Genomic DNA, 18,036 nt, shown 5'->3' with positions numbered 1-18,036 from the left:
ACAGGAGAAGTAAGCCGTCACGGCTGGGCTGGGGCAGGGGAGCGGTAAACGGAATGGATGTCGACGTCTTCGTGGCGGCCCACCAGGCGCAATGGGCGCGTCTGGAACAACTCCTCGGCCGGGGCCGTCGGCTCACCGGCGAGGAGGCGGACGAACTCGTCTCGCTCTACCAGCGCACCTCCACCCACCTGTCCCTGATCCAGTCGAGCGCCCCGGACCCGATGCTCATCGGCCGTCTCACGCAGCTCGTCGCCCGCGCCCGCGCCACCGTCACCGGCGCCCGCCGCGCCGGCTGGCGCGACGCCGCCCGCTTCTTCACGGCCGGATTCCCGGCCGCCGTCTACCGCAGCCGCCGCTGGTGGATCCCCACGGCCGTGCTCTCGATAGCCGTCGGCGTCCTGCTCGGGTGGTGGATAGCCACCAACCCCGAGGCACAGAGCGTCATCGCCGCACCGGACGACCTGAGGCGACTCACCGAGCCGGGCGGCGAGTACGAGACGTACTACTCCAGCCATCCCGCGGCCTCCTTCGCCGCCAAGGTCTGGACGAACAACGCACAGGCGGCCGCGATGTGCCTGGTCCTGGGCGCGTTCCTGGGGCTGCCGGTTCTCTGGATCCTGTTCCTGAACATGGCCAACCTCGGAGTCGGCATCGGTCTGATGGCGTCCGCCGGTCGCCTCGACGTCTTCCTCGGCCTGATCCTTCCGCACGGCCTGCTCGAACTGACCGCGGTCTTCGTCGCCGCCGGCATGGGCCTGCGCCTGGGGTGGACGGTCATCGACCCGGGCCCCCGCACCCGCCGCGCCGCCCTCGCCGAACAGGGCAGAGCCGCCCTCGGCATGGCCATCGGCCTGGCCTTCATCCTCTTCATCTCCGGCCTCATCGAGGGCTTCGTCACCCCCTCCGGCCTCCCCACCTGGGCCCGCATCACCATCGGCGTCGCCGCCGAGGCGGCCTTCCTGGTCTACGTCTACGTCCTGGGCGGCCGCGCCGCCCGAGCCGGCGACGTGGGTGACGTCGAGGAAGCCGACCAGACGGCGACGCTCCCCACCGCGGCCTGATGTGCGGACGAGCCGGCCGAGCTGCTAGTCTCCTCGTCGTCCCGCAAACACCGTTGACACGGTCGCAGCGGGGAGGTAGATTCGAACGGTTGCCTCGAACTGGACAAGTTCGGCAGCGATGGTTTAACGTCTCTCTCGCCCCCAGGAATTGAATTCCAAGTGGGCACAATCGACTCTTCTTCCAGAAAGTCTGAAGCCGGGAAATCCGGTGGAAAACTTCTGATAGAGTCGGACTCGCCGGAAAGGGAAACGCGAAAGCGAAGAACTGGAAAGCGAAACCCGCTTCGACCGGGAATCGGACACGAAAGAGTCTGATAGAGTCGGAAACGAAGGAAGCGCCCGGAGGAAAGCCCGAGAGGGTGAGTACAAAGGAAGCGTCCGTTCCTTGAGAACTCAACAGCGTGCCAAAAATCAACGCCAAAAGTTGATACCCCGTCCATTTCGGTGGATGAGGTTCCTTTGAAAAAGACCTGTGAGGTCGCAATCTTCGGGTTGTGGTGCTTGCAGGCGATTACACAGCGAGGACGCAGTGGTCGATCGGTCTTATTCCGACATGATCGGCCCGCTCTAAGTGCGTGTGCACCCGATTACGGGTAAACATTCATGGAGAGTTTGATCCTGGCTCAGGACGAACGCTGGCGGCGTGCTTAACACATGCAAGTCGAACGATGAAGCCCTTCGGGGTGGATTAGTGGCGAACGGGTGAGTAACACGTGGGCAATCTGCCCTTCACTCTGGGACAAGCCCTGGAAACGGGGTCTAATACCGGATAATACTCCTGCCTGCATGGGTGGGGGTTAAAAGCTCCGGCGGTGAAGGATGAGCCCGCGGCCTATCAGCTTGTTGGTGGGGTAATGGCCCACCAAGGCGACGACGGGTAGCCGGCCTGAGAGGGCGACCGGCCACACTGGGACTGAGACACGGCCCAGACTCCTACGGGAGGCAGCAGTGGGGAATATTGCACAATGGGCGAAAGCCTGATGCAGCGACGCCGCGTGAGGGATGACGGCCTTCGGGTTGTAAACCTCTTTCAGCAGGGAAGAAGCGAAAGTGACGGTACCTGCAGAAGAAGCGCCGGCTAACTACGTGCCAGCAGCCGCGGTAATACGTAGGGCGCAAGCGTTGTCCGGAATTATTGGGCGTAAAGAGCTCGTAGGCGGCTTGTCACGTCGGATGTGAAAGCCCGAGGCTTAACCTCGGGTCTGCATTCGATACGGGCTAGCTAGAGTGTGGTAGGGGAGATCGGAATTCCTGGTGTAGCGGTGAAATGCGCAGATATCAGGAGGAACACCGGTGGCGAAGGCGGATCTCTGGGCCATTACTGACGCTGAGGAGCGAAAGCGTGGGGAGCGAACAGGATTAGATACCCTGGTAGTCCACGCCGTAAACGTTGGGAACTAGGTGTTGGCGACATTCCACGTCGTCGGTGCCGCAGCTAACGCATTAAGTTCCCCGCCTGGGGAGTACGGCCGCAAGGCTAAAACTCAAAGGAATTGACGGGGGCCCGCACAAGCAGCGGAGCATGTGGCTTAATTCGACGCAACGCGAAGAACCTTACCAAGGCTTGACATATACCGGAAAGCATTAGAGATAGTGCCCCCCTTGTGGTCGGTATACAGGTGGTGCATGGCTGTCGTCAGCTCGTGTCGTGAGATGTTGGGTTAAGTCCCGCAACGAGCGCAACCCTTGTCCTGTGTTGCCAGCATGCCCTTCGGGGTGATGGGGACTCACAGGAGACCGCCGGGGTCAACTCGGAGGAAGGTGGGGACGACGTCAAGTCATCATGCCCCTTATGTCTTGGGCTGCACACGTGCTACAATGGCCGGTACAATGAGCTGCGATACCGTGAGGTGGAGCGAATCTCAAAAAGCCGGTCTCAGTTCGGATTGGGGTCTGCAACTCGACCCCATGAAGTCGGAGTTGCTAGTAATCGCAGATCAGCATTGCTGCGGTGAATACGTTCCCGGGCCTTGTACACACCGCCCGTCACGTCACGAAAGTCGGTAACACCCGAAGCCGGTGGCCCAACCCGTAAGGGAGGGAGCTGTCGAAGGTGGGACTGGCGATTGGGACGAAGTCGTAACAAGGTAGCCGTACCGGAAGGTGCGGCTGGATCACCTCCTTTCTAAGGAGCACAGTACCGATTGCAGACAAATGTTCTGCACGGTCAGCTCATGGGTGGAACGTTGATTATTTGGCACGGTCTTCCAGATGGATCACGAGTACTGCTTCGGCGTGGAAAGTGACTCACTGACGGAGGGTCGTGCCTGGCACGTTGTTGGGTATCTGAGGGTACGGCCGTAAGGTTGTATCTTCGCGATGCCGGCCCCAGTGAACTCGCCAGCTTGTCTGGTGGGGTGATGGGTGACTGGTCGTTGCTTGAGAACTACACAGTGGACGCGAGCATCTGTGGCCAAGTTTTTAAGGGCACACGGTGGATGCCTTGGCACCAGGAACCGATGAAGGACGTGAGAGGCCGCGATAGGCCCCGGGGAGCTGCCAACTGAGCTTTGATCCGGGGGTGTCCGAATGGGGAAACCCGGCAGTCGTCATGGGCTGTCACCCACTGCTGAACACATAGGCAGTGTGGAGGGAACGAGGGGAAGTGAAACATCTCAGTACCCTCAGGAAGAGAAAACAACCGTGATTCCGGGAGTAGTGGCGAGCGAAACCGGATGAGGCCAAACCGTATGCGTGTGATACCCGGCAGGGGTTGCGCATGCGGGGTTGTGGGAATTCTTTTGATCGGTCTGCCGGCCGGTCGGCGAGTCAGAAACCGTTGATGTAGTCGAAGGACATGCGAAAGGTCCGGCGTAGAGGGTAAGACCCCCGTAGACGAAACATCAGCGGCTTGCTTAAGAATCTCCCAAGTAGCACGGGGCCCGAGAAATCCCGTGTGAATCTGGCGGGACCACCCGCTAAGCCTAAATATTCCCTGGTGACCGATAGCGGATAGTACCGTGAGGGAATGGTGAAAAGTACCGCGGGAGCGGAGTGAAATAGTACCTGAAACCGTGTGCCTACAAGCCGTGGGAGCGTCGCTGTATGTGCTTGCACATACAGTCGTGACTGCGTGCCTTTTGAAGAATGAGCCTGCGAGTTAGCGGTGTGTAGCGAGGTTAACCCGTGTGGGGAAGCCGTAGCGAAAGCGAGTCCGAATAGGGCGATTGAGTTGCACGCTCTAGACCCGAAGCGGAGTGATCTAGCCATGGGCAGGTTGAAGCGGAGGTAAGACTTCGTGGAGGACCGAACCCACCAGGGTTGAAAACCTGGGGGATGACCTGTGGTTAGGGGTGAAAGGCCAATCAAACTCCGTGATAGCTGGTTCTCCCCGAAATGCATTTAGGTGCAGCGTCGTGTGTTTCTTGCCGGAGGTAGAGCACTGGATAGGCGATGGGCCCTACCGGGTTACTGACCTTAGCCAAACTCCGAATGCCGGTAAGTGAGAGCACGGCAGTGAGACTGTGGGGGATAAGCTCCATGGTCGAGAGGGAAACAGCCCAGAGCATCGACTAAGGCCCCCAAGCGTACGCTAAGTGGGAAAGGATGTGGAGTCGCAGAGACAACCAGGAGGTTGGCTTAGAAGCAGCCACCCTTGAAAGAGTGCGTAATAGCTCACTGGTCAAGTGATTCCGCGCCGACAATGTAGCGGGGCTCAAGCGTACCGCCGAAGTCGTGTCATTTCAGCAATAGGGCCAACGCCCGCTGGGATGGGTAGGGGAGCGTCGTGTGCCGGGTGAAGCAGCAGCGGAAGCTAGTTGTGGACGGTTCACGAGTGAGAATGCAGGCATGAGTAGCGATACACACGTGAGAAACGTGTGCGCCGATTGACTAAGGGTTCCTGGGTCAAGCTGATCTGCCCAGGGTAAGTCGGGACCTAAGGCGAGGCCGACAGGCGTAGTCGATGGACAACCGGTTGATATTCCGGTACCCGCTTTGAAACGCCCAATATCGAATCCTCTAATGCTAAGGCCGTGAAGCCGTTCCGGACCCTTCGGGGAAAGGAAAGTGGTGGAGCCGCCGATCCAAGGTGGTAGTAGGTAAGCGATGGGGTGACGCAGGAAGGTAGTCCAACCCGGGCGGTGGTAGTCCCGGGGTAAGGGTGTAGGCCGAGGGGTAGGCAAATCCGTCCCTCATTAAGGCTGAGACCTGATGCCGAGCCGATTGTGGTGAAGTGGATGATCCTATGCTGTCGAGAAAAGCCTCTAGCGAGTTTCATGGCGGCCCGTACCCTAAACCGACTCAGGTGGTCAGGTAGAGAATACCGAGGCGTTCGGGTGAACTATGGTTAAGGAACTCGGCAAAATGCCCCCGTAACTTCGGGAGAAGGGGGGCCATCACTGGTGATCGGATTTACTCCGTGAGCTGGGGGTGGCCGCAGAGACCAGCGAGAAGCGACTGTTTACTAAAAACACAGGTCCGTGCGAAGCCGTAAGGCGATGTATACGGACTGACGCCTGCCCGGTGCTGGAACGTTAAGGGGACCGGTTAGTGCGCTTTCGGGCGTGCGAAGCTGAGAACTTAAGCGCCAGTAAACGGCGGTGGTAACTATAACCATCCTAAGGTAGCGAAATTCCTTGTCGGGTAAGTTCCGACCTGCACGAATGGCGTAACGACTTCTCGACTGTCTCAACCATAGGCCCGGTGAAATTGCACTACGAGTAAAGATGCTCGTTTCGCGCAGCAGGACGGAAAGACCCCGGGACCTTTACTATAGTTTGATATTGGTGTTCGGTTCGGCTTGTGTAGGATAGGTGGGAGACTTTGAAGCAGCCACGCCAGTGGTTGTGGAGTCGCCGTTGAAATACCACTCTGGTCGTGCTGGATGTCTAACCTCGGTCCGTGATCCGGATCAGGGACAGTGTCTGATGGGTAGTTTAACTGGGGCGGTTGCCTCCCAAAGAGTAACGGAGGCGCCCAAAGGTTCCCTCAGCCTGGTTGGCAATCAGGTGTTGAGTGTAAGTGCACAAGGGAGCTTGACTGTGAGACCGACGGGTCGAGCAGGGACGAAAGTCGGGACTAGTGATCCGGCGGTGGCTTGTGGAAGCGCCGTCGCTCAACGGATAAAAGGTACCCCGGGGATAACAGGCTGATCTTCCCCAAGAGTCCATATCGACGGGATGGTTTGGCACCTCGATGTCGGCTCGTCGCATCCTGGGGCTGGAGTCGGTCCCAAGGGTTGGGCTGTTCGCCCATTAAAGCGGTACGCGAGCTGGGTTTAGAACGTCGTGAGACAGTTCGGTCCCTATCCGCTGTGCGCGTAGGAATATTGAGAAGGGCTGTCCCTAGTACGAGAGGACCGGGACGGACGAACCTCTGGTGTGCCAGTTGTCCTGCCAAGGGCATGGCTGGTTGGCTACGTTCGGGAGGGATAACCGCTGAAAGCATCTAAGCGGGAAGCCTGCTTCGAGATGAGTATTCCCACCTCCTTGAGAGGGTAAGGCTCCCAGTAGACGACTGGGTTGATAGGCCAGATGTGGAAGCCCGGTAACGGGTGGAGCTGACTGGTACTAATAGGCCGAGGGCTTGTCCTCAGTTGCTCGCGTCCACTGTGTTAGTTCTGAAGTAACGAACTGTGTTCATATCCGGTTGGTTAACTTCATAGTGTTTCGGTGGTCATAGCGTTAGGGAAACGCCCGGTTTACATTCCGAACCCGGAAGCTAAGCCTTTCAGCGCCGATGGTACTGCAGGGGGGACCCTGTGGGAGAGTAGGACGCCGCCGAACAATCATTGTGGGAAAGCCCCGCACCCTTCAGGGTGCGGGGCTTTTCTGCGTTCCGGACCCATTACGGTTCAGGGCATCCCGCGGAGACGGACCGTCAGGTCCGCGAACGCGGAACGGATCGCGTCGGGATTCTCGATCCACGGGAAGTGGCCGGCGCCCTCGATGACGCGGTGATGGGTCTCCGGGCCGTTGAAAGCCGGCTCTTCCCGCCACAGGTGCTGGTCGACGACGCGGTCCTCCGCGCCGCTCACGATCAGCGTCGGAAGGCCGCGGGGTGCCCAGCGAGCCTCGTACGCGTCGTCGAAATGCTGGTCGGCCCAGGCCGTCGCCGCGTGGTTGTACGGGAGACCGGCCAGCAGGGAGCGGCCCTCCGCGAGGGAATCCGGCGTGAAGTTCCACGGGGCGGCGGCCAAGGTCAGGGCCCGCAGTGACGCGTCCGTGGGATGACGGGCGTGCGCGGTCGCCGCGGCGGCGGCTTCGGGGCACGGGTGAGTGTCCGCGTACGCGGCGAAGGAGTCGCGCCATCCGGCGTGCGGTGCGCTGTCGACGAGGGCCAGGCCGGCCAGGTGCGGAGCGAGTGCCGGTACGGACAGCAGGAACATGCCGCCGGTGGAATGGCCGACCACGACCACGTCGGAGAGGGCCTCCGCCGCCTCGACGAGAACATCCGGCCAGCGCGCGTACGGATCGCGGGGGACGGCCGGCAGGCCCCGGTTGGATCCGTCACCGGGCAGATCGAGTAGCCAGGCCGTTCCCGGGACCTCGGCCGCGCGCACCAGACCGAGCAGGGACTCGGACCCCAGGCCGGGCCCGCCGGGAACGAACAGCCAGTTCCACCGGCCGGGCCGATGCGAGGCCCGGCGCAGCCTGACACCCGACGGGGTCCACCACTGCGTCGATCGTTGCATCATGCAGCCCACCGTAGGGGCTACAGACGACCGGCGGCCTTGAGGGCGAGATAGGCGTCGGCGAGGGCCGGCGCCAGGTGGTCCGGGGCGGCGTCGACGACGTGGACCCCGTGGCGGGTCAACTGGTCCGCCGTGCGCTCGCGTTGAGAGCGGGTCTGGGTGCCGGCAGCGGCCTCGTACACGGCGTCGATACTGCCGCGGGCCGTGGACATCTCCGCCACCCGGGGATCGGCGACCGAGGCCAGGATGACGGTGTGGCGCTGGGTCAGCTGCGACAGCAGGGGGAGGAGACCCTCCTCGATCGGGGCTGCGTCCAGCGTGGTCAGCAGGACCACCAGGGAACGGCGCGGGGCGCTGCGCAGGACCGTGGACACCAGGGAACGCGCATCGGTCTCGACCAGCTCCGCCTCCAGGGTCGCCATGGCGTTGACGAAGGCGGGCAGGGTGTCGGCGGCCGAGCGGCCCTGGACCTGGGCGCGCGGCCGGCGGTCGTGGGCCAGCAGGTCCACACGGTCGCCGGCCCGGACGGCCAGGGCCGTCAGGAGGAGCGCCGCGTCCAACGCCGAGTCCAGGCGGGGGGCGTCGCCGACGCGGCCCGCCGCCGTGCGGCCGGTGTCCACGCAGATCAGGATGTGCCGGTCGCGCTCGGGGCGCCACGTACGGACGGCGACCTTGTTCTGGCGGGCCGTGGCCCGCCAGTCGATGCTGCGGGTGTCGTCGCCCGGGACGTAGTCGCGGAGGCTGTCGAACTCGGTGCCCTCGCCGCGCGTGAGGACGCTGGTACGGCCGTCCAGTTCGCGCAGGCGGGCCAGCCGGGACGGGAGGTGCTTGCGGCTGGCGAACGGGGGCAGGACCCGGACCGTCCACGGGACGGTGTGGGTGCCCTGGCGGGCCAGGAGACCCAGGGGACCGTACGAACGGATGGTGACGCGGTCGGCCCGGCGGTCGCCGCGGCGGGTGGGGAACAGGCGGGTGGTCAGCCGACGCCGCTCACCCGCGGGGATCGACACGGTGTGGCGGGACGCGGCGCCCTCCGTGCCCGGGCGCCAACTGCTCGGGGGCCAGGCGTCGCGGACCCGGGCGCGGAGCCTTCGGGTGCCCGGGTTGGTGACGGTGAGGTGGACGTCGGCATGTTCGCCGAGGCGGACCGAGGTGTCGCCGGAGCGGGCCAGGCCGAGGGTGCGGACGGGTACCGCGAGGGCGTAGTCGACCGCGCAGGCCAGGGCCAGGGGGCCGTTGACCGCCAGCATCCCCGTCCAACCCGGTTCGAGGAGGCCGACGGGGATGCTGCCGAGTGCCGCGAGCAGGGCGGCGCGTCCGGTGAGGGCCATCAGCGCGGGACGGGGACGTGGGACAGGATCGCGGTGATGACGGCGTCGGCCGTGACGCCTTCCATCTCGGCCTCCGGGCGCAGTTGGACGCGGTGGCGGAGCGTGGGCAGGGCGAGGGCCTTCACGTCGTCGGGCGTCACGTAGTCACGGCCCACCAGCCAGGCCCAGGCGCGGGCCGTCGCCAGCAGGGCGGTCGCGCCGCGCGGGGAGACACCGAGGGTCAGCGACGGCGATTCGCGGGTGGCACGGCAGATGTCGACGACGTACGCGGCGATCTCCGGGGAGACGGTGGTCGTCTCGACGGCCTTGCGGGCGGTTTCGAGTTCTGCGGGGCCGGCGACGGCGCGCAGGCCGGCGGCGTGCAGGTCGCGCGGGTCGAAGCCGGCGGCGTGCCGGGTCAGGACGCCGATCTCGTCCTCGCGGGAGGGCAGCGGGACGGTCAACTTGAGGAGGAACCGGTCCAGTTGCGCTTCCGGAAGGGGGTACGTGCCCTCGTACTCGACCGGGTTCATCGTCGCGGCGACGAGGAACGGCTCGGGCAGCTTGCGGGGCACGCCGTCGACGGTGACCTGACGTTCCTCCATCGCCTCGAGGAGGGACGACTGGGTCTTCGGGGGTGTGCGGTTGATCTCGTCGGCGAGGAGGAGGTTCGTGAAGACCGGGCCGTTCTGGAACGAGAACTCGGCGGTGCGGGCGTCGTAGACCAGCGAGCCCGTGACGTCACTGGGCATCAGGTCAGGGGTGAACTGGACGCGCTTGGTGTCGAGTTCGAGGGACGCGGCGAGGGCGCGGACCAGGAGGGTCTTCGCGACGCCGGGCACGCCTTCGAGGAGGACGTGACCCCGGCACAGGAGCGCGACGACGAGACCGGTGACGGCGGAGTCCTGGCCGACCACGGCCTTTCCGATCTCGGTGCGGAGCGCTTCCAGTGAGGAACGGGCGCTGTCCGTGGTGGCCGTCATGAGGAGCGGACCTCTCTTTCGAGGGCGTCGAGGTGGTCGGCGAGCGCGACGAGTGCCGCGTCGTCGGCGGGTGTGGTGCCGAAGAGAAGGGTGGTGAGGTCGTGGGCGCCGTCCGCGGAGAGGCGGGCGGACACGGCCGGGACCAGGGCGGCGGGTTCGTGGGCCTGGACGGTCGGTACGCCGACCAGCGCGGCGAGACGTTCGCGGGAGGCGGTGCGCAGCACGGTGGCGGCGCGGTCGCGGGCTCCCGACAGGCGGTAGAGGCGGGCGCGGCCCTCGGTGGCCTCGGAGGCGCGGACGGCGACGGGCAGCTTCTCGGTGACGAGGGGGCCGAGTCGGCGGGCGCGCCAGAGGGCGGCGAGCACGGCGGCCACGAAGAGTTGGAGCAGGGCCCAGCCCCAGCCGGCCGGGATGAGGTCGAAGAGGGACTTCTCCTCGGCGGGGTGCTCGGCGGCGCCGCTCTGGTCGGCGAGGCCGGGCAGGTACCAGACGAGTTCCGTTCGGGAGCCGAGGAGTTGCAGGGCCAGGGAGGCGTTGCCCTGCCGGGCGAGTTCCTGGTTGAGCAGGATCGACTCGGAGCCGAGGAGGACGGTGTCGCCTCCCCTGGTGGTGGCGGGGAGGACGAGGAGGGTGGGGTGGCCGTCGCTGGGGTAACAGGCGACGGCCCCCGGGAGGTCGGTGGTGTAGCGGAGGCTGTCGCCGGTGGCGGCGCGGCCCGCCGACACGGCGGCCGGCAGGGAACAACCGGGGTCGAGGTTCTCCTCGCCGGCGTACGAGGCGGTGCGTACTCCGGGGGCCAGGTCGGCGAGGCTGCGGTCGCCGGCGCCGAGCAGGACCGTGCGGCCTCCGGAGAGGTCCATGGCGGAACGCAGGCTGCCGCGCGGGGTGTCGCCGAGCACGTCCGGGTCGGTGACCAGGAGGGTGGTGTCGGGGCCGGCCGCGGCGGCGGCCTCGGCGACGGTGGTCACGACGCGGGTGGTGACGCCGCGTTGCCTGAGGAGTTCGGCGACGGCGCGGCTGCCGTACGGGTCGGCCGAGCGGGGGTCGAGGTAGCCGTGGCGTTCCTCGGACTGGAGGGCGGCCAGGGTGACGGCGCCGACGAGCAGGAGACCGATGGCGATCAGGAAGCCGCGGGCGCGTACCCACCACAGGGCGCCGCCGGTGGCCGCGCCGCCCGACGGGGTGCGGGGGGCGTCGGTGGCGGGGTCGCCGGTCGGGTGCGGGGCGGTGGTGCCGGTCATGCCGTGGGTCCCGTCAGGAGCGGCTTGGCGCGTTCCAGGGTGAGGTCGAGGGTGCGCAGGCGGTCGTAGACGTCGGGATCGCCGGTGCGCCCGCCGTAGGTGACGTCGTCGAAGGCGCGGGCCGCCGCGCGGAGGTCGTCGCCGTGTCCGGGCAGGGAGACGGCGGCCTCGGTGGCCGCCTCGTCGGCGGTGCGGCCGGGGCGCGGGTCGAGGAGGGTGCGTTCCTCCAGGGAGCGGACGACGGCCCGCATGCGTTCCTGGACGGCCTCGGTCCAGCGGCCCGCGGCGGCGTGGGCGTCGGCGCTCGCGCGGTGGTCGGCGGCGCTGCGCAGGCCGTCGTCGAAGAGGAGCCCCGGGCCCGCCGCGGTGCGGCGGGGGGAGCCGAGGCGCCACCACAGGGCGGCCACGGCCAGGGCGACCAGGACGAGGACGGCGAGCAGGCCGAAGCCGCCTCCGGGGGTCGCCCCGGAGGCGGAGTCGAGGAAGTCGCCCAGCCACTCCCAGAGCCGGTCGAAGGCGCGCTGGACCAGGCCCGGGTCGTTGCGGTGGTAGGCCGGCTTGGACAGCTCGCGTTCGGCGGCCTCGCGGGCGGCGTCGCGCGGTGTCGTCAGCGGTGGTGTCTCGGCTCCGGGCAGCAGGGCCGCGGCGCCGATGGTGATGAGTCCCCCCGTGCCCATCGGTCCGTCAGCCCCCGTGGCCCGGGGCGGCGCCCGGGTGCGGGTCGGTGGCGGTGTCGACTCCCGCGGCCCGGGCGAGGTCCAGGTCGAGGGCCTCGCGGCGGATGCGCTGGTCGACGTAGAGCAGGACGGTGACGCCGGCCTGGATCGGCATGGTGATCGTCTGCGCGATGATCAGGGCGACTCCGCCGAAGATCAGGAAGCCCCAGGACTGGGAGGCCGAGCCGTCCATCACGCTGTCGAGGCCGTTGCCGAAGCCGAAGATGCCGATCATCGAGAGCGGGTAGTAGATGATCCCCGTGATGATCCCCGTGATGATGCCGGTCAGCAGGGTGATGCCGAAGATGCGCCACCAGGAGCCCTTGACCAGCTTCCAGGAGCGGGCGATGGCCTTGAAGACGGTGCTCTTCTCCAGCATCAGCGCGGGCGAGGACAGGCTGAGGGCGACGCCCAGCCACACGACGATCGGAGCCACCACGAGCAGCGTCAGGAACGCCAGGCCGACGCTCTCGAGGAGGATCGCGGGCACGACCAGCACGGCGGCGGCGGCGATCAGCGCGAGGCCCACCAGCAGCGTGAGTCCGATCAGGCGCGGCAGTTGCGAACGGGATTCGCGCCAGGCGCCGGCGACGCTGGAGGGTTGGCCGAGGACCGCCCGACTGAAGACCATCGTGAGCATGGCCGTGGCCAGGATCGTGCCGAGGATCTGGACGAGGTAGGTGGCGCCCGTCAGCGCGACGTATCCGGCGACGTCACCGGCGGACAGGTCGATCGCCGAACCGCGGCCCGGGTACGTCTCCAGGTCCGCCATGACGTACTTCTGCACGAGCGTGCCGAAGACCTGGACGATCACGGCCACGAACAGGGTGATCGGCAGGACCGAGCGCCAGTGGCTGCGCATGGTGCTGACGGCGCCGTCGAGGATCTCGCCGAGGCCGAGGGGGCGCAGCGGGATGACACCGGGCTTGGCGGCGGCCGGCGGGCCCCAGGGGGCTCCGGGGTGGCCGTACGGGCCGTACTGGTTGCCGTACTGACCGCCGTAGGGGGATCCGTACGGGGGGCCGCCCTGGGCGCCGGGTTGTTGGCCGGGGGATCCCCAGCCGGGGCCCTGCTGCGGCTGTGGGGCCTGCGTGGGGGCCGGTGCCTCGGTGCCGGGGTTCGACCACTGGCCGGGCGGCGGCTGGGCGGCGGACCAGCGGGGGTCGTCGGAGGGCTGTGCGGGCGGCTGCGTGCCGCCGGCGCCCTCGCTGCCGGAGCCCTGGCTCCCCTGGCCGTCCCGACCACTGCGGTCGTCGGAAGGGGAGGATCCGGGCGTGGCCCAGCCCGGAGAGTCGTTCATGTCGCTCCTTCACGTGCGTCGGCTGCGGCGGGGGCGCTGGTTTGGCTGCCATCGTGCCACGTGGGAACGTCGGACGGACCGGCCCTCCCCCGGAATCCGAGCCGCTCGCGCCTTCAATTGTCGCTCGGATCCGGGGCAGACTGGTCGCCCTGATCACCACGCAGGTCCGAGGGGCGATTTCCAGCCCTTTTGGCTGTGGGACAGCTCACCGCCGGGTAACGATTAGCTAATGGGATGATGTCAAGCATGAAGGGACGAGTCCTTGTCGTCGACGACGACACCGCGCTGGCCGAGATGCTCGGCATTGTGCTGCGTGGAGAAGGTTTTGAGCCGTCGTTCGTAGCTGACGGTGACAAGGCGCTGGCTGCCTTTCGGGAGGCGAAGCCGGATCTGGTCCTGCTCGACCTGATGCTGCCCGGACGGGACGGCATAGAGGTCTGCAGGTTGATCCGGGCGGAGTCGGGAGTGCCGATCGTCATGCTCACGGCCAAGAGCGACACGGTCGATGTGGTGGTGGGCCTCGAATCCGGGGCCGACGACTACATCGTCAAGCCGTTCAAGCCGAAGGAGCTGGTGGCCCGCATCCGAGCCCGCCTGCGCCGGTCGGAGGAGCCCGCGCCCGAGCAGCTGACCATCGGTGACCTGGTCATCGACGTGGCCGGCCACTCGGTCAAACGCGACGGTGCGTCCATCGCCCTGACCCCGCTCGAGTTCGACCTGCTGGTCGCCCTCGCGCGCAAGCCCTGGCAGGTGTTCACCCGTGAGGTGCTGCTGGAGCAGGTCTGGGGATACCGGCACGCCGCGGACACCCGGTTGGTCAACGTGCACGTACAGCGACTGCGCTCCAAGGTCGAGAAGGACCCGGAGCGGCCCGAGATCGTCGTGACCGTGCGCGGCGTCGGATACAAGGCCGGGCCGAGCTGACATGAAGGCCGGCATGCCCCGGGGAGGCTCCCGCAGGGGGGTCCTGCGGGGCGGCCGGCTGCTCCACGACGGAGCACCCGGCGGCCCTGTGCTGCGGCTGTTCGTGCACCTCGCACGACGGCCGCTGCTTCCGGCTGTCCGGATCTGGCGGCGCAACATCCAACTCCGGGTGGTCGCGGCCACCCTCCTGATGTCGCTCGCGGTGGTCCTCGCCCTCGGTTTCGTCGTCATCGCGCAGGTCAGCAAGGGGCTCCTCGACGCCAAGGAGGAGGCCGCCCAGAGCCAGGCCGCGGGAGGCTTCGCGGTCGCACAGGAGAAGGCCAACACGCCGTTCGCGGCGGACGGGCCCGACGCCAACGACAACAAGGTCGGACGTGACGCCAGCACCTGGATGAACTCCCTCGTCAAGCAGCTGGCCAGTGGTGGCCAGACCGCCTTCGAGGTCGCCGCGCTCGGCGCCGGCACCGGCGAGGAGAGCGGGCCCGGGCCGGGAGCCCAGGGAGTCAAGGGCGCCCGCGCCTCCGGCAACGTCGATCCGACGGCCAGCGTCCCGGCCTCGCTGCGGCGGGCCGTCAATCACGCCACCGGCACGTTCAAGACGTTCTCGCAGATCCGCTACACCGCCGGCGCCGAGGAGAAGGCGCCCGAGCCCGCGCTGGTCATCGGCAAACGGCTGACCGACATCAACGGGGCCCCGTACGACCTGTACTACCTCTTCCCGCTGACCCAGGAAGAGGAGTCCCTCAACCTGATCAAGGTCACGATCGCCACCGCCGGGGTGTTCGTCGTCGTGCTGCTCGGGGCCATCGCCTGGCTCGTCGTGCGGCAGGTCGTGAACCCCGTGCGGATGGCCGCCGGGATCGCGGAGCGGCTCTCCGCCGGGCGGCTCCAGGAACGCATGAAGGTCACCGGCGAGGACGACATCGCCCGATTGGGCGAGGCCTTCAACAAGATGGCCCAGAACCTCCACACGAAGATCCAGCAGCTGGAGGACCTCTCCCGGATGCAGCGCCGGTTCGTCTCGGACGTCTCGCACGAGCTGCGGACCCCGCTCACGACCGTACGCATGGCCGCCGACGTCATCCACGACGCGCGCGTCGACTTCGACCCCGTCACCGCGCGCTCCGCCGAACTCCTCGCCGGACAGCTCGACCGGTTCGAGTCGCTGCTCGCCGACCTGCTGGAGATCAGCCGCTTCGACGCGGGCGCCGCCGCGCTGGAGGCGGAACCCATCGACCTGCGCGACGTCGTCCGCCGGGTCATCGACGGCGCCGAACCGCTCGCCGAGCACAAGGGCAGCCGGATCCGCGTCCTCGGCGACACCCAGCCCGTCATAGCCGAAGCCGACTCGCGGCGCGTCGAGCGGGTGCTGCGCAACCTCGTCGTCAACGCCGTGGAGCACGGTGAGGGCCGCGACGTGGTGGTGCGGCTCGCGTCCGCGGGCGGGGCCGTCGCCATCGCCGTACGGGACTACGGCGTCGGGCTCAAGCCGGGCGAGGCCACCCGCGTCTTCAACCGCTTCTGGCGGGCCGACCCGGCCCGCGCCCGCACCACCGGCGGGACGGGCCTCGGCCTGTCCATCGCCGTCGAGGACGCCCGGCTGCACGGCGGCTGGCTCCAGGCCTGGGGCGAACCCGGCGGCGGCTCGCAGTTCCGCCTCACCCTGCCCAGGACCGCCGACGAACCGCTGCGCGGATCCCCGATCCCGCTGGAGCCGGAGGACTCGCGGTCCAACCGGGCCAGGGCCGCCGCCGAGGCCGCCGGCCGGGGCGACGCCCGCGGCGACGGCGACGGGCGTCGGCAGGGGGGTCCGGGTGCCTCCACCGCCGAGCGTTCCGCGATACCGCCGCGCTCGGCCGTCGCCGGAGCCGTGCCCGTGCCCGCGGACCCCACGGCGCTGCCCGGCAACGGAGCGCGCGTCGTCGCCCGGCCGGTCGACCAGGCAACCCAGGAGGATGGATCCGGTGGACGCTGAGCGTGAGCCCGCGGGCGTACGGGGGCCGCGGCGGGGCACCGCCCGGGCCGGCGTCGCCGTCGGCGCGGTCGGTTTGCTGCTGGCCGGTTGCGCCTCCATGCCCGACCGGGGCGAGGTCCGCGAGGTGCGGGCCTCGCAGGGCGTCGACTCCCAGGTACGGGTCTTCGGTGTGCCGCCGGCCGACAAGGCCAGCCCGACCGACATCGTCGACGGCTTCCTGGAGGCGATGACCAGCGACGATCCGCAGCTGGAGACCGCCCGCAAGTACCTCACCGACGACGCGGCGAAGAACTGGAAGCCCGGCTCGACCGTCACCGTGCTCTCCGCCGGCCTCGACCGGTTCCCCGTCCAGGGCGACAAGGAATCCGAGGGGCACCGCTGGAAGGTCACCGGCAAGAAGCTGGCGACCGTGGACGAGCGCAGCGCGTACCAGCCGGAGACCGGGGGCGGCCGGTACGAGGAGTACCTCCAGCTGGTCAAGTTCAAGGACCAGTGGCGGATCGCGACGCCGCCCAGCACCCTCGTGCTCAGCGAGTCCGACTTCCAGCGCATCTACAAGCCCGTCAACAAGTACTACTTCGGCGACGGGACGCTGGTCAACGACCCGGTGTACGTGCGCCAGCGCAGCGATCCCGACTCGCGGATGGACCCGACCACCCAGACCGTGCAGTCGTTGCTCGCCGGTCCGTCCAAGTGGCTCGGACCGGTCGTCACCACCAGCTTCCTGACCGGGACGGAACTGGCCCCGGGCACCAAGTCCCTTTCCCTGGACGGTCAGAACACGCTGCGCGTGCCGCTCAAGCTCGACAACAAGGCCGCGCACGTCCCGCAGTCGCAGTGCCAGAAGATGGCCACCCAACTCCTGTACACCATCAAGGACCTGACGGCCTCCCGGCTGGACCGGGTCGAACTCCAGCGCGCCGACGGCAAGACCACGCTGTGCTGGGTGACGCGCGCCTCCGCCGCGCCGCTGGCCAACCGGGTGCCGAGCCAGGTGCACCAGTACTACGTCGACAAGGACTCCCGACTCGTCCGGATGTCGCTCAACGTGGCCGCGGAGGAGCAGCAGCCGCAGGAGAAGCCCGAGTCGGTGCCCGGACCGTTGGCCACCGCGGCCGCGTTCAAGGTAGGCACCGCCGCCGTCACCTACGACGAGAAGCGGGCCGCGGTCGTCTCCGAGGACGGACATGGGCTGTACGTGGTCAACATGACGACCGCCGGTCCGATGCCGCAGGCGCTGCTGAACAGCAAGGGCAGCCTGTCCGCGCCGAGTTGGGACGCGCACGGCGACCTGTGGGTCGCGGACCTCGATCCGCAGAACCAGGGGCTGTGGCGGGTGCCCGGCGGTACCGGCGCCCCGCAGAAGGTGGATGTCGCGGGCCTGGGCGACGGGAGGATCACCGGGCTGAAGGCCTCCCCGGACGGGGTGCGGATCGCGCTGCTCGTCCAGAAGGGCGGCGACCGCAAGAACCTGTACGTCGGTCGGATCGAGCGGCCCGAGCGCAAGGGCGACGCCTCGCCGGTGTCGGTGCGCGAACTGCGCCCGGCGGCACCGCAGATGGCGGACGTGATGGCGATGAGCTGGGCGCCGCGCGGCAGGCTGCTGGTCGTGGGCAAGGAGAACGGCGGGATCACGCAGGCCCGCTACATGCTCGCCGACGGCTCGATGGTGGCGGCGAGCCTGCCCGGAGCGGCCGGTCTGACCGGGATCGGGGCGTACGAGGACGAGGCGCAGCCCGTGGTGGCCTCCTCCGACGAGGACGGCATCGTGTGGCTGCCGCCGGGTGCGCAGTGGCGCACGGTGGCGGCGGGCGGCCGGGCCCCGGTCTATCCGGGCTGATCCCGCCGGTCCCGCTCGCCCGGTGGTTGTCCACAGGGGTGGCGGCCGGCCG

Annotated in this window: 10 protein-coding genes and 3 rRNA genes; 7 read left to right on the top strand and 6 right to left on the bottom strand. The window is 67.7% G+C overall.

What is annotated here, in order from left to right; translation table 11 throughout:
- The first annotated feature begins 53 nt into the window (after positions 1-53).
- From ACQEVM_RS30660 to rrf, 4 genes are all read left to right on the top strand, one after another.
- Positions 54-1,061 (top strand): stage II sporulation protein M, encoded by a 1,008-nt coding sequence (locus ACQEVM_RS30660; RefSeq protein WP_433084344.1) that lies wholly within the window; start codon positions 54-56, stop codon positions 1,059-1,061.
- Positions 1,062-1,661: 600 nt separating this feature from the next.
- Positions 1,662-3,186, top strand: a 16S ribosomal RNA gene (locus ACQEVM_RS30655).
- A gap of 286 nt (positions 3,187-3,472) precedes the next feature.
- A 23S ribosomal RNA gene (locus ACQEVM_RS30650) occupies positions 3,473-6,595 on the top strand.
- Positions 6,596-6,669: 74 nt separating this feature from the next.
- Positions 6,670-6,787, top strand: a 5S ribosomal RNA gene (gene rrf / locus ACQEVM_RS30645).
- Together the 16S, 23S and 5S rRNA genes form the textbook arrangement of a ribosomal RNA operon.
- A 68-nt stretch (positions 6,788-6,855) precedes the next feature.
- Here the strand turns inward: rrf and ACQEVM_RS30640 are convergent.
- From ACQEVM_RS30640 to ACQEVM_RS30615, 6 genes are read right to left on the bottom strand one after another with little or no spacing between them, the layout of a single operon-like run.
- On the bottom strand, positions 6,856-7,698 hold the full coding sequence (locus ACQEVM_RS30640) for an alpha/beta fold hydrolase (RefSeq protein ID WP_433084342.1): 843 nt from the start codon (positions 7,696-7,698) through the stop codon (positions 6,856-6,858).
- 17 nt (positions 7,699-7,715) lie between these two features.
- Complete coding sequence (locus tag ACQEVM_RS30635; protein WP_433084340.1) at positions 7,716-9,026, bottom strand: DUF58 domain-containing protein; 1,311 nt, start codon at positions 9,024-9,026, stop codon at positions 7,716-7,718.
- Positions 9,026-9,988 carry an AAA family ATPase gene (locus ACQEVM_RS30630; RefSeq protein ID WP_053679442.1) on the bottom strand — a complete coding sequence of 321 codons (963 nt, stop codon included), beginning with the start codon at positions 9,986-9,988 and terminating at the stop codon, positions 9,026-9,028. Before ACQEVM_RS30630 ends, ACQEVM_RS30635 begins: the two co-directional genes overlap by 1 nt.
- Positions 9,985-11,229 carry a DUF4350 domain-containing protein gene (locus ACQEVM_RS30625; RefSeq protein ID WP_433084338.1) on the bottom strand — a complete coding sequence of 415 codons (1,245 nt, stop codon included), beginning with the start codon at positions 11,227-11,229 and terminating at the stop codon, positions 9,985-9,987. The genes ACQEVM_RS30630 and ACQEVM_RS30625 overlap by 4 nt, the downstream gene beginning before the upstream one ends.
- The gene (locus ACQEVM_RS30620; RefSeq protein WP_433084336.1) at positions 11,226-11,906 is read right to left on the bottom strand and encodes a DUF4129 domain-containing protein; all 681 of its coding nucleotides are present in this window, start codon (positions 11,904-11,906) and stop codon (positions 11,226-11,228) included. The genes ACQEVM_RS30625 and ACQEVM_RS30620 overlap by 4 nt, the downstream gene beginning before the upstream one ends.
- A gap of 7 nt (positions 11,907-11,913) precedes the next feature.
- Entirely contained in the window at positions 11,914-13,245 is a 1,332-nt protein-coding gene (locus tag ACQEVM_RS30615; protein WP_433084334.1) for a glycerophosphoryl diester phosphodiesterase membrane domain-containing protein, read from the bottom strand.
- Positions 13,246-13,479: 234 nt separating this feature from the next.
- On the opposite strand from ACQEVM_RS30615, the gene mtrA reads away from it, so the two are divergent.
- From mtrA to ACQEVM_RS30600, 3 genes are all read left to right on the top strand, one after another.
- Complete coding sequence (mtrA, locus tag ACQEVM_RS30610; RefSeq protein ID WP_200904315.1) at positions 13,480-14,169, top strand: two-component system response regulator MtrA; 690 nt, start codon at positions 13,480-13,482, stop codon at positions 14,167-14,169.
- An 88-nt stretch (positions 14,170-14,257) separates the two neighbouring features.
- The gene (mtrB, locus tag ACQEVM_RS30605; protein WP_433085485.1) at positions 14,258-16,144 is read left to right on the top strand and encodes an MtrAB system histidine kinase MtrB; all 1,887 of its coding nucleotides are present in this window, start codon (positions 14,258-14,260) and stop codon (positions 16,142-16,144) included.
- Complete coding sequence (locus tag ACQEVM_RS30600) at positions 16,134-17,984, top strand: LpqB family beta-propeller domain-containing protein (protein WP_433084331.1); 1,851 nt, start codon at positions 16,134-16,136, stop codon at positions 17,982-17,984. The genes mtrB and ACQEVM_RS30600 overlap by 11 nt, the downstream gene beginning before the upstream one ends.
- Positions 17,985-18,036 lie beyond the last annotated feature (52 nt).

Origin of the sequence: Streptomyces sp. CA-243310 (assembly GCF_050936775.1) — a bacterium.
Classification (GTDB): domain Bacteria; phylum Actinomycetota; class Actinomycetes; order Streptomycetales; family Streptomycetaceae; genus Streptomyces.
Note: the sequence above shows the minus strand (reverse complement) of the source record. Positions and strands in the feature narration are given on the sequence as shown.

Bases quoted from the DNA above. Each gene is read 5' to 3' on its own strand.
- ACQEVM_RS30660 (WP_433084344.1), top strand. From the start codon at position 54: ATGGATGTCGACGTCTTCGTGGCGGCCCACCAGGCGCAATGGGCGCGT.
- ACQEVM_RS30640 (WP_433084342.1), bottom strand. From the start codon at position 7,698: ATGATGCAACGATCGACGCAGTGGTGGACCCCGTCGGGTGTCAGGCTG.
- ACQEVM_RS30635 (WP_433084340.1), bottom strand. From the start codon at position 9,026: ATGGCCCTCACCGGACGCGCCGCCCTGCTCGCGGCACTCGGCAGCATC.
- ACQEVM_RS30630 (WP_053679442.1), bottom strand. From the start codon at position 9,988: ATGACGGCCACCACGGACAGCGCCCGTTCCTCACTGGAAGCGCTCCGC.
- ACQEVM_RS30625 (WP_433084338.1), bottom strand. From the start codon at position 11,229: ATGACCGGCACCACCGCCCCGCACCCGACCGGCGACCCCGCCACCGAC.
- ACQEVM_RS30620 (WP_433084336.1), bottom strand. From the start codon at position 11,906: ATGGGCACGGGGGGACTCATCACCATCGGCGCCGCGGCCCTGCTGCCC.
- ACQEVM_RS30615 (WP_433084334.1), bottom strand. From the start codon at position 13,245: ATGAACGACTCTCCGGGCTGGGCCACGCCCGGATCCTCCCCTTCCGAC.
- mtrA (WP_200904315.1), top strand. From the start codon at position 13,480: ATGATGTCAAGCATGAAGGGACGAGTCCTTGTCGTCGACGACGACACC.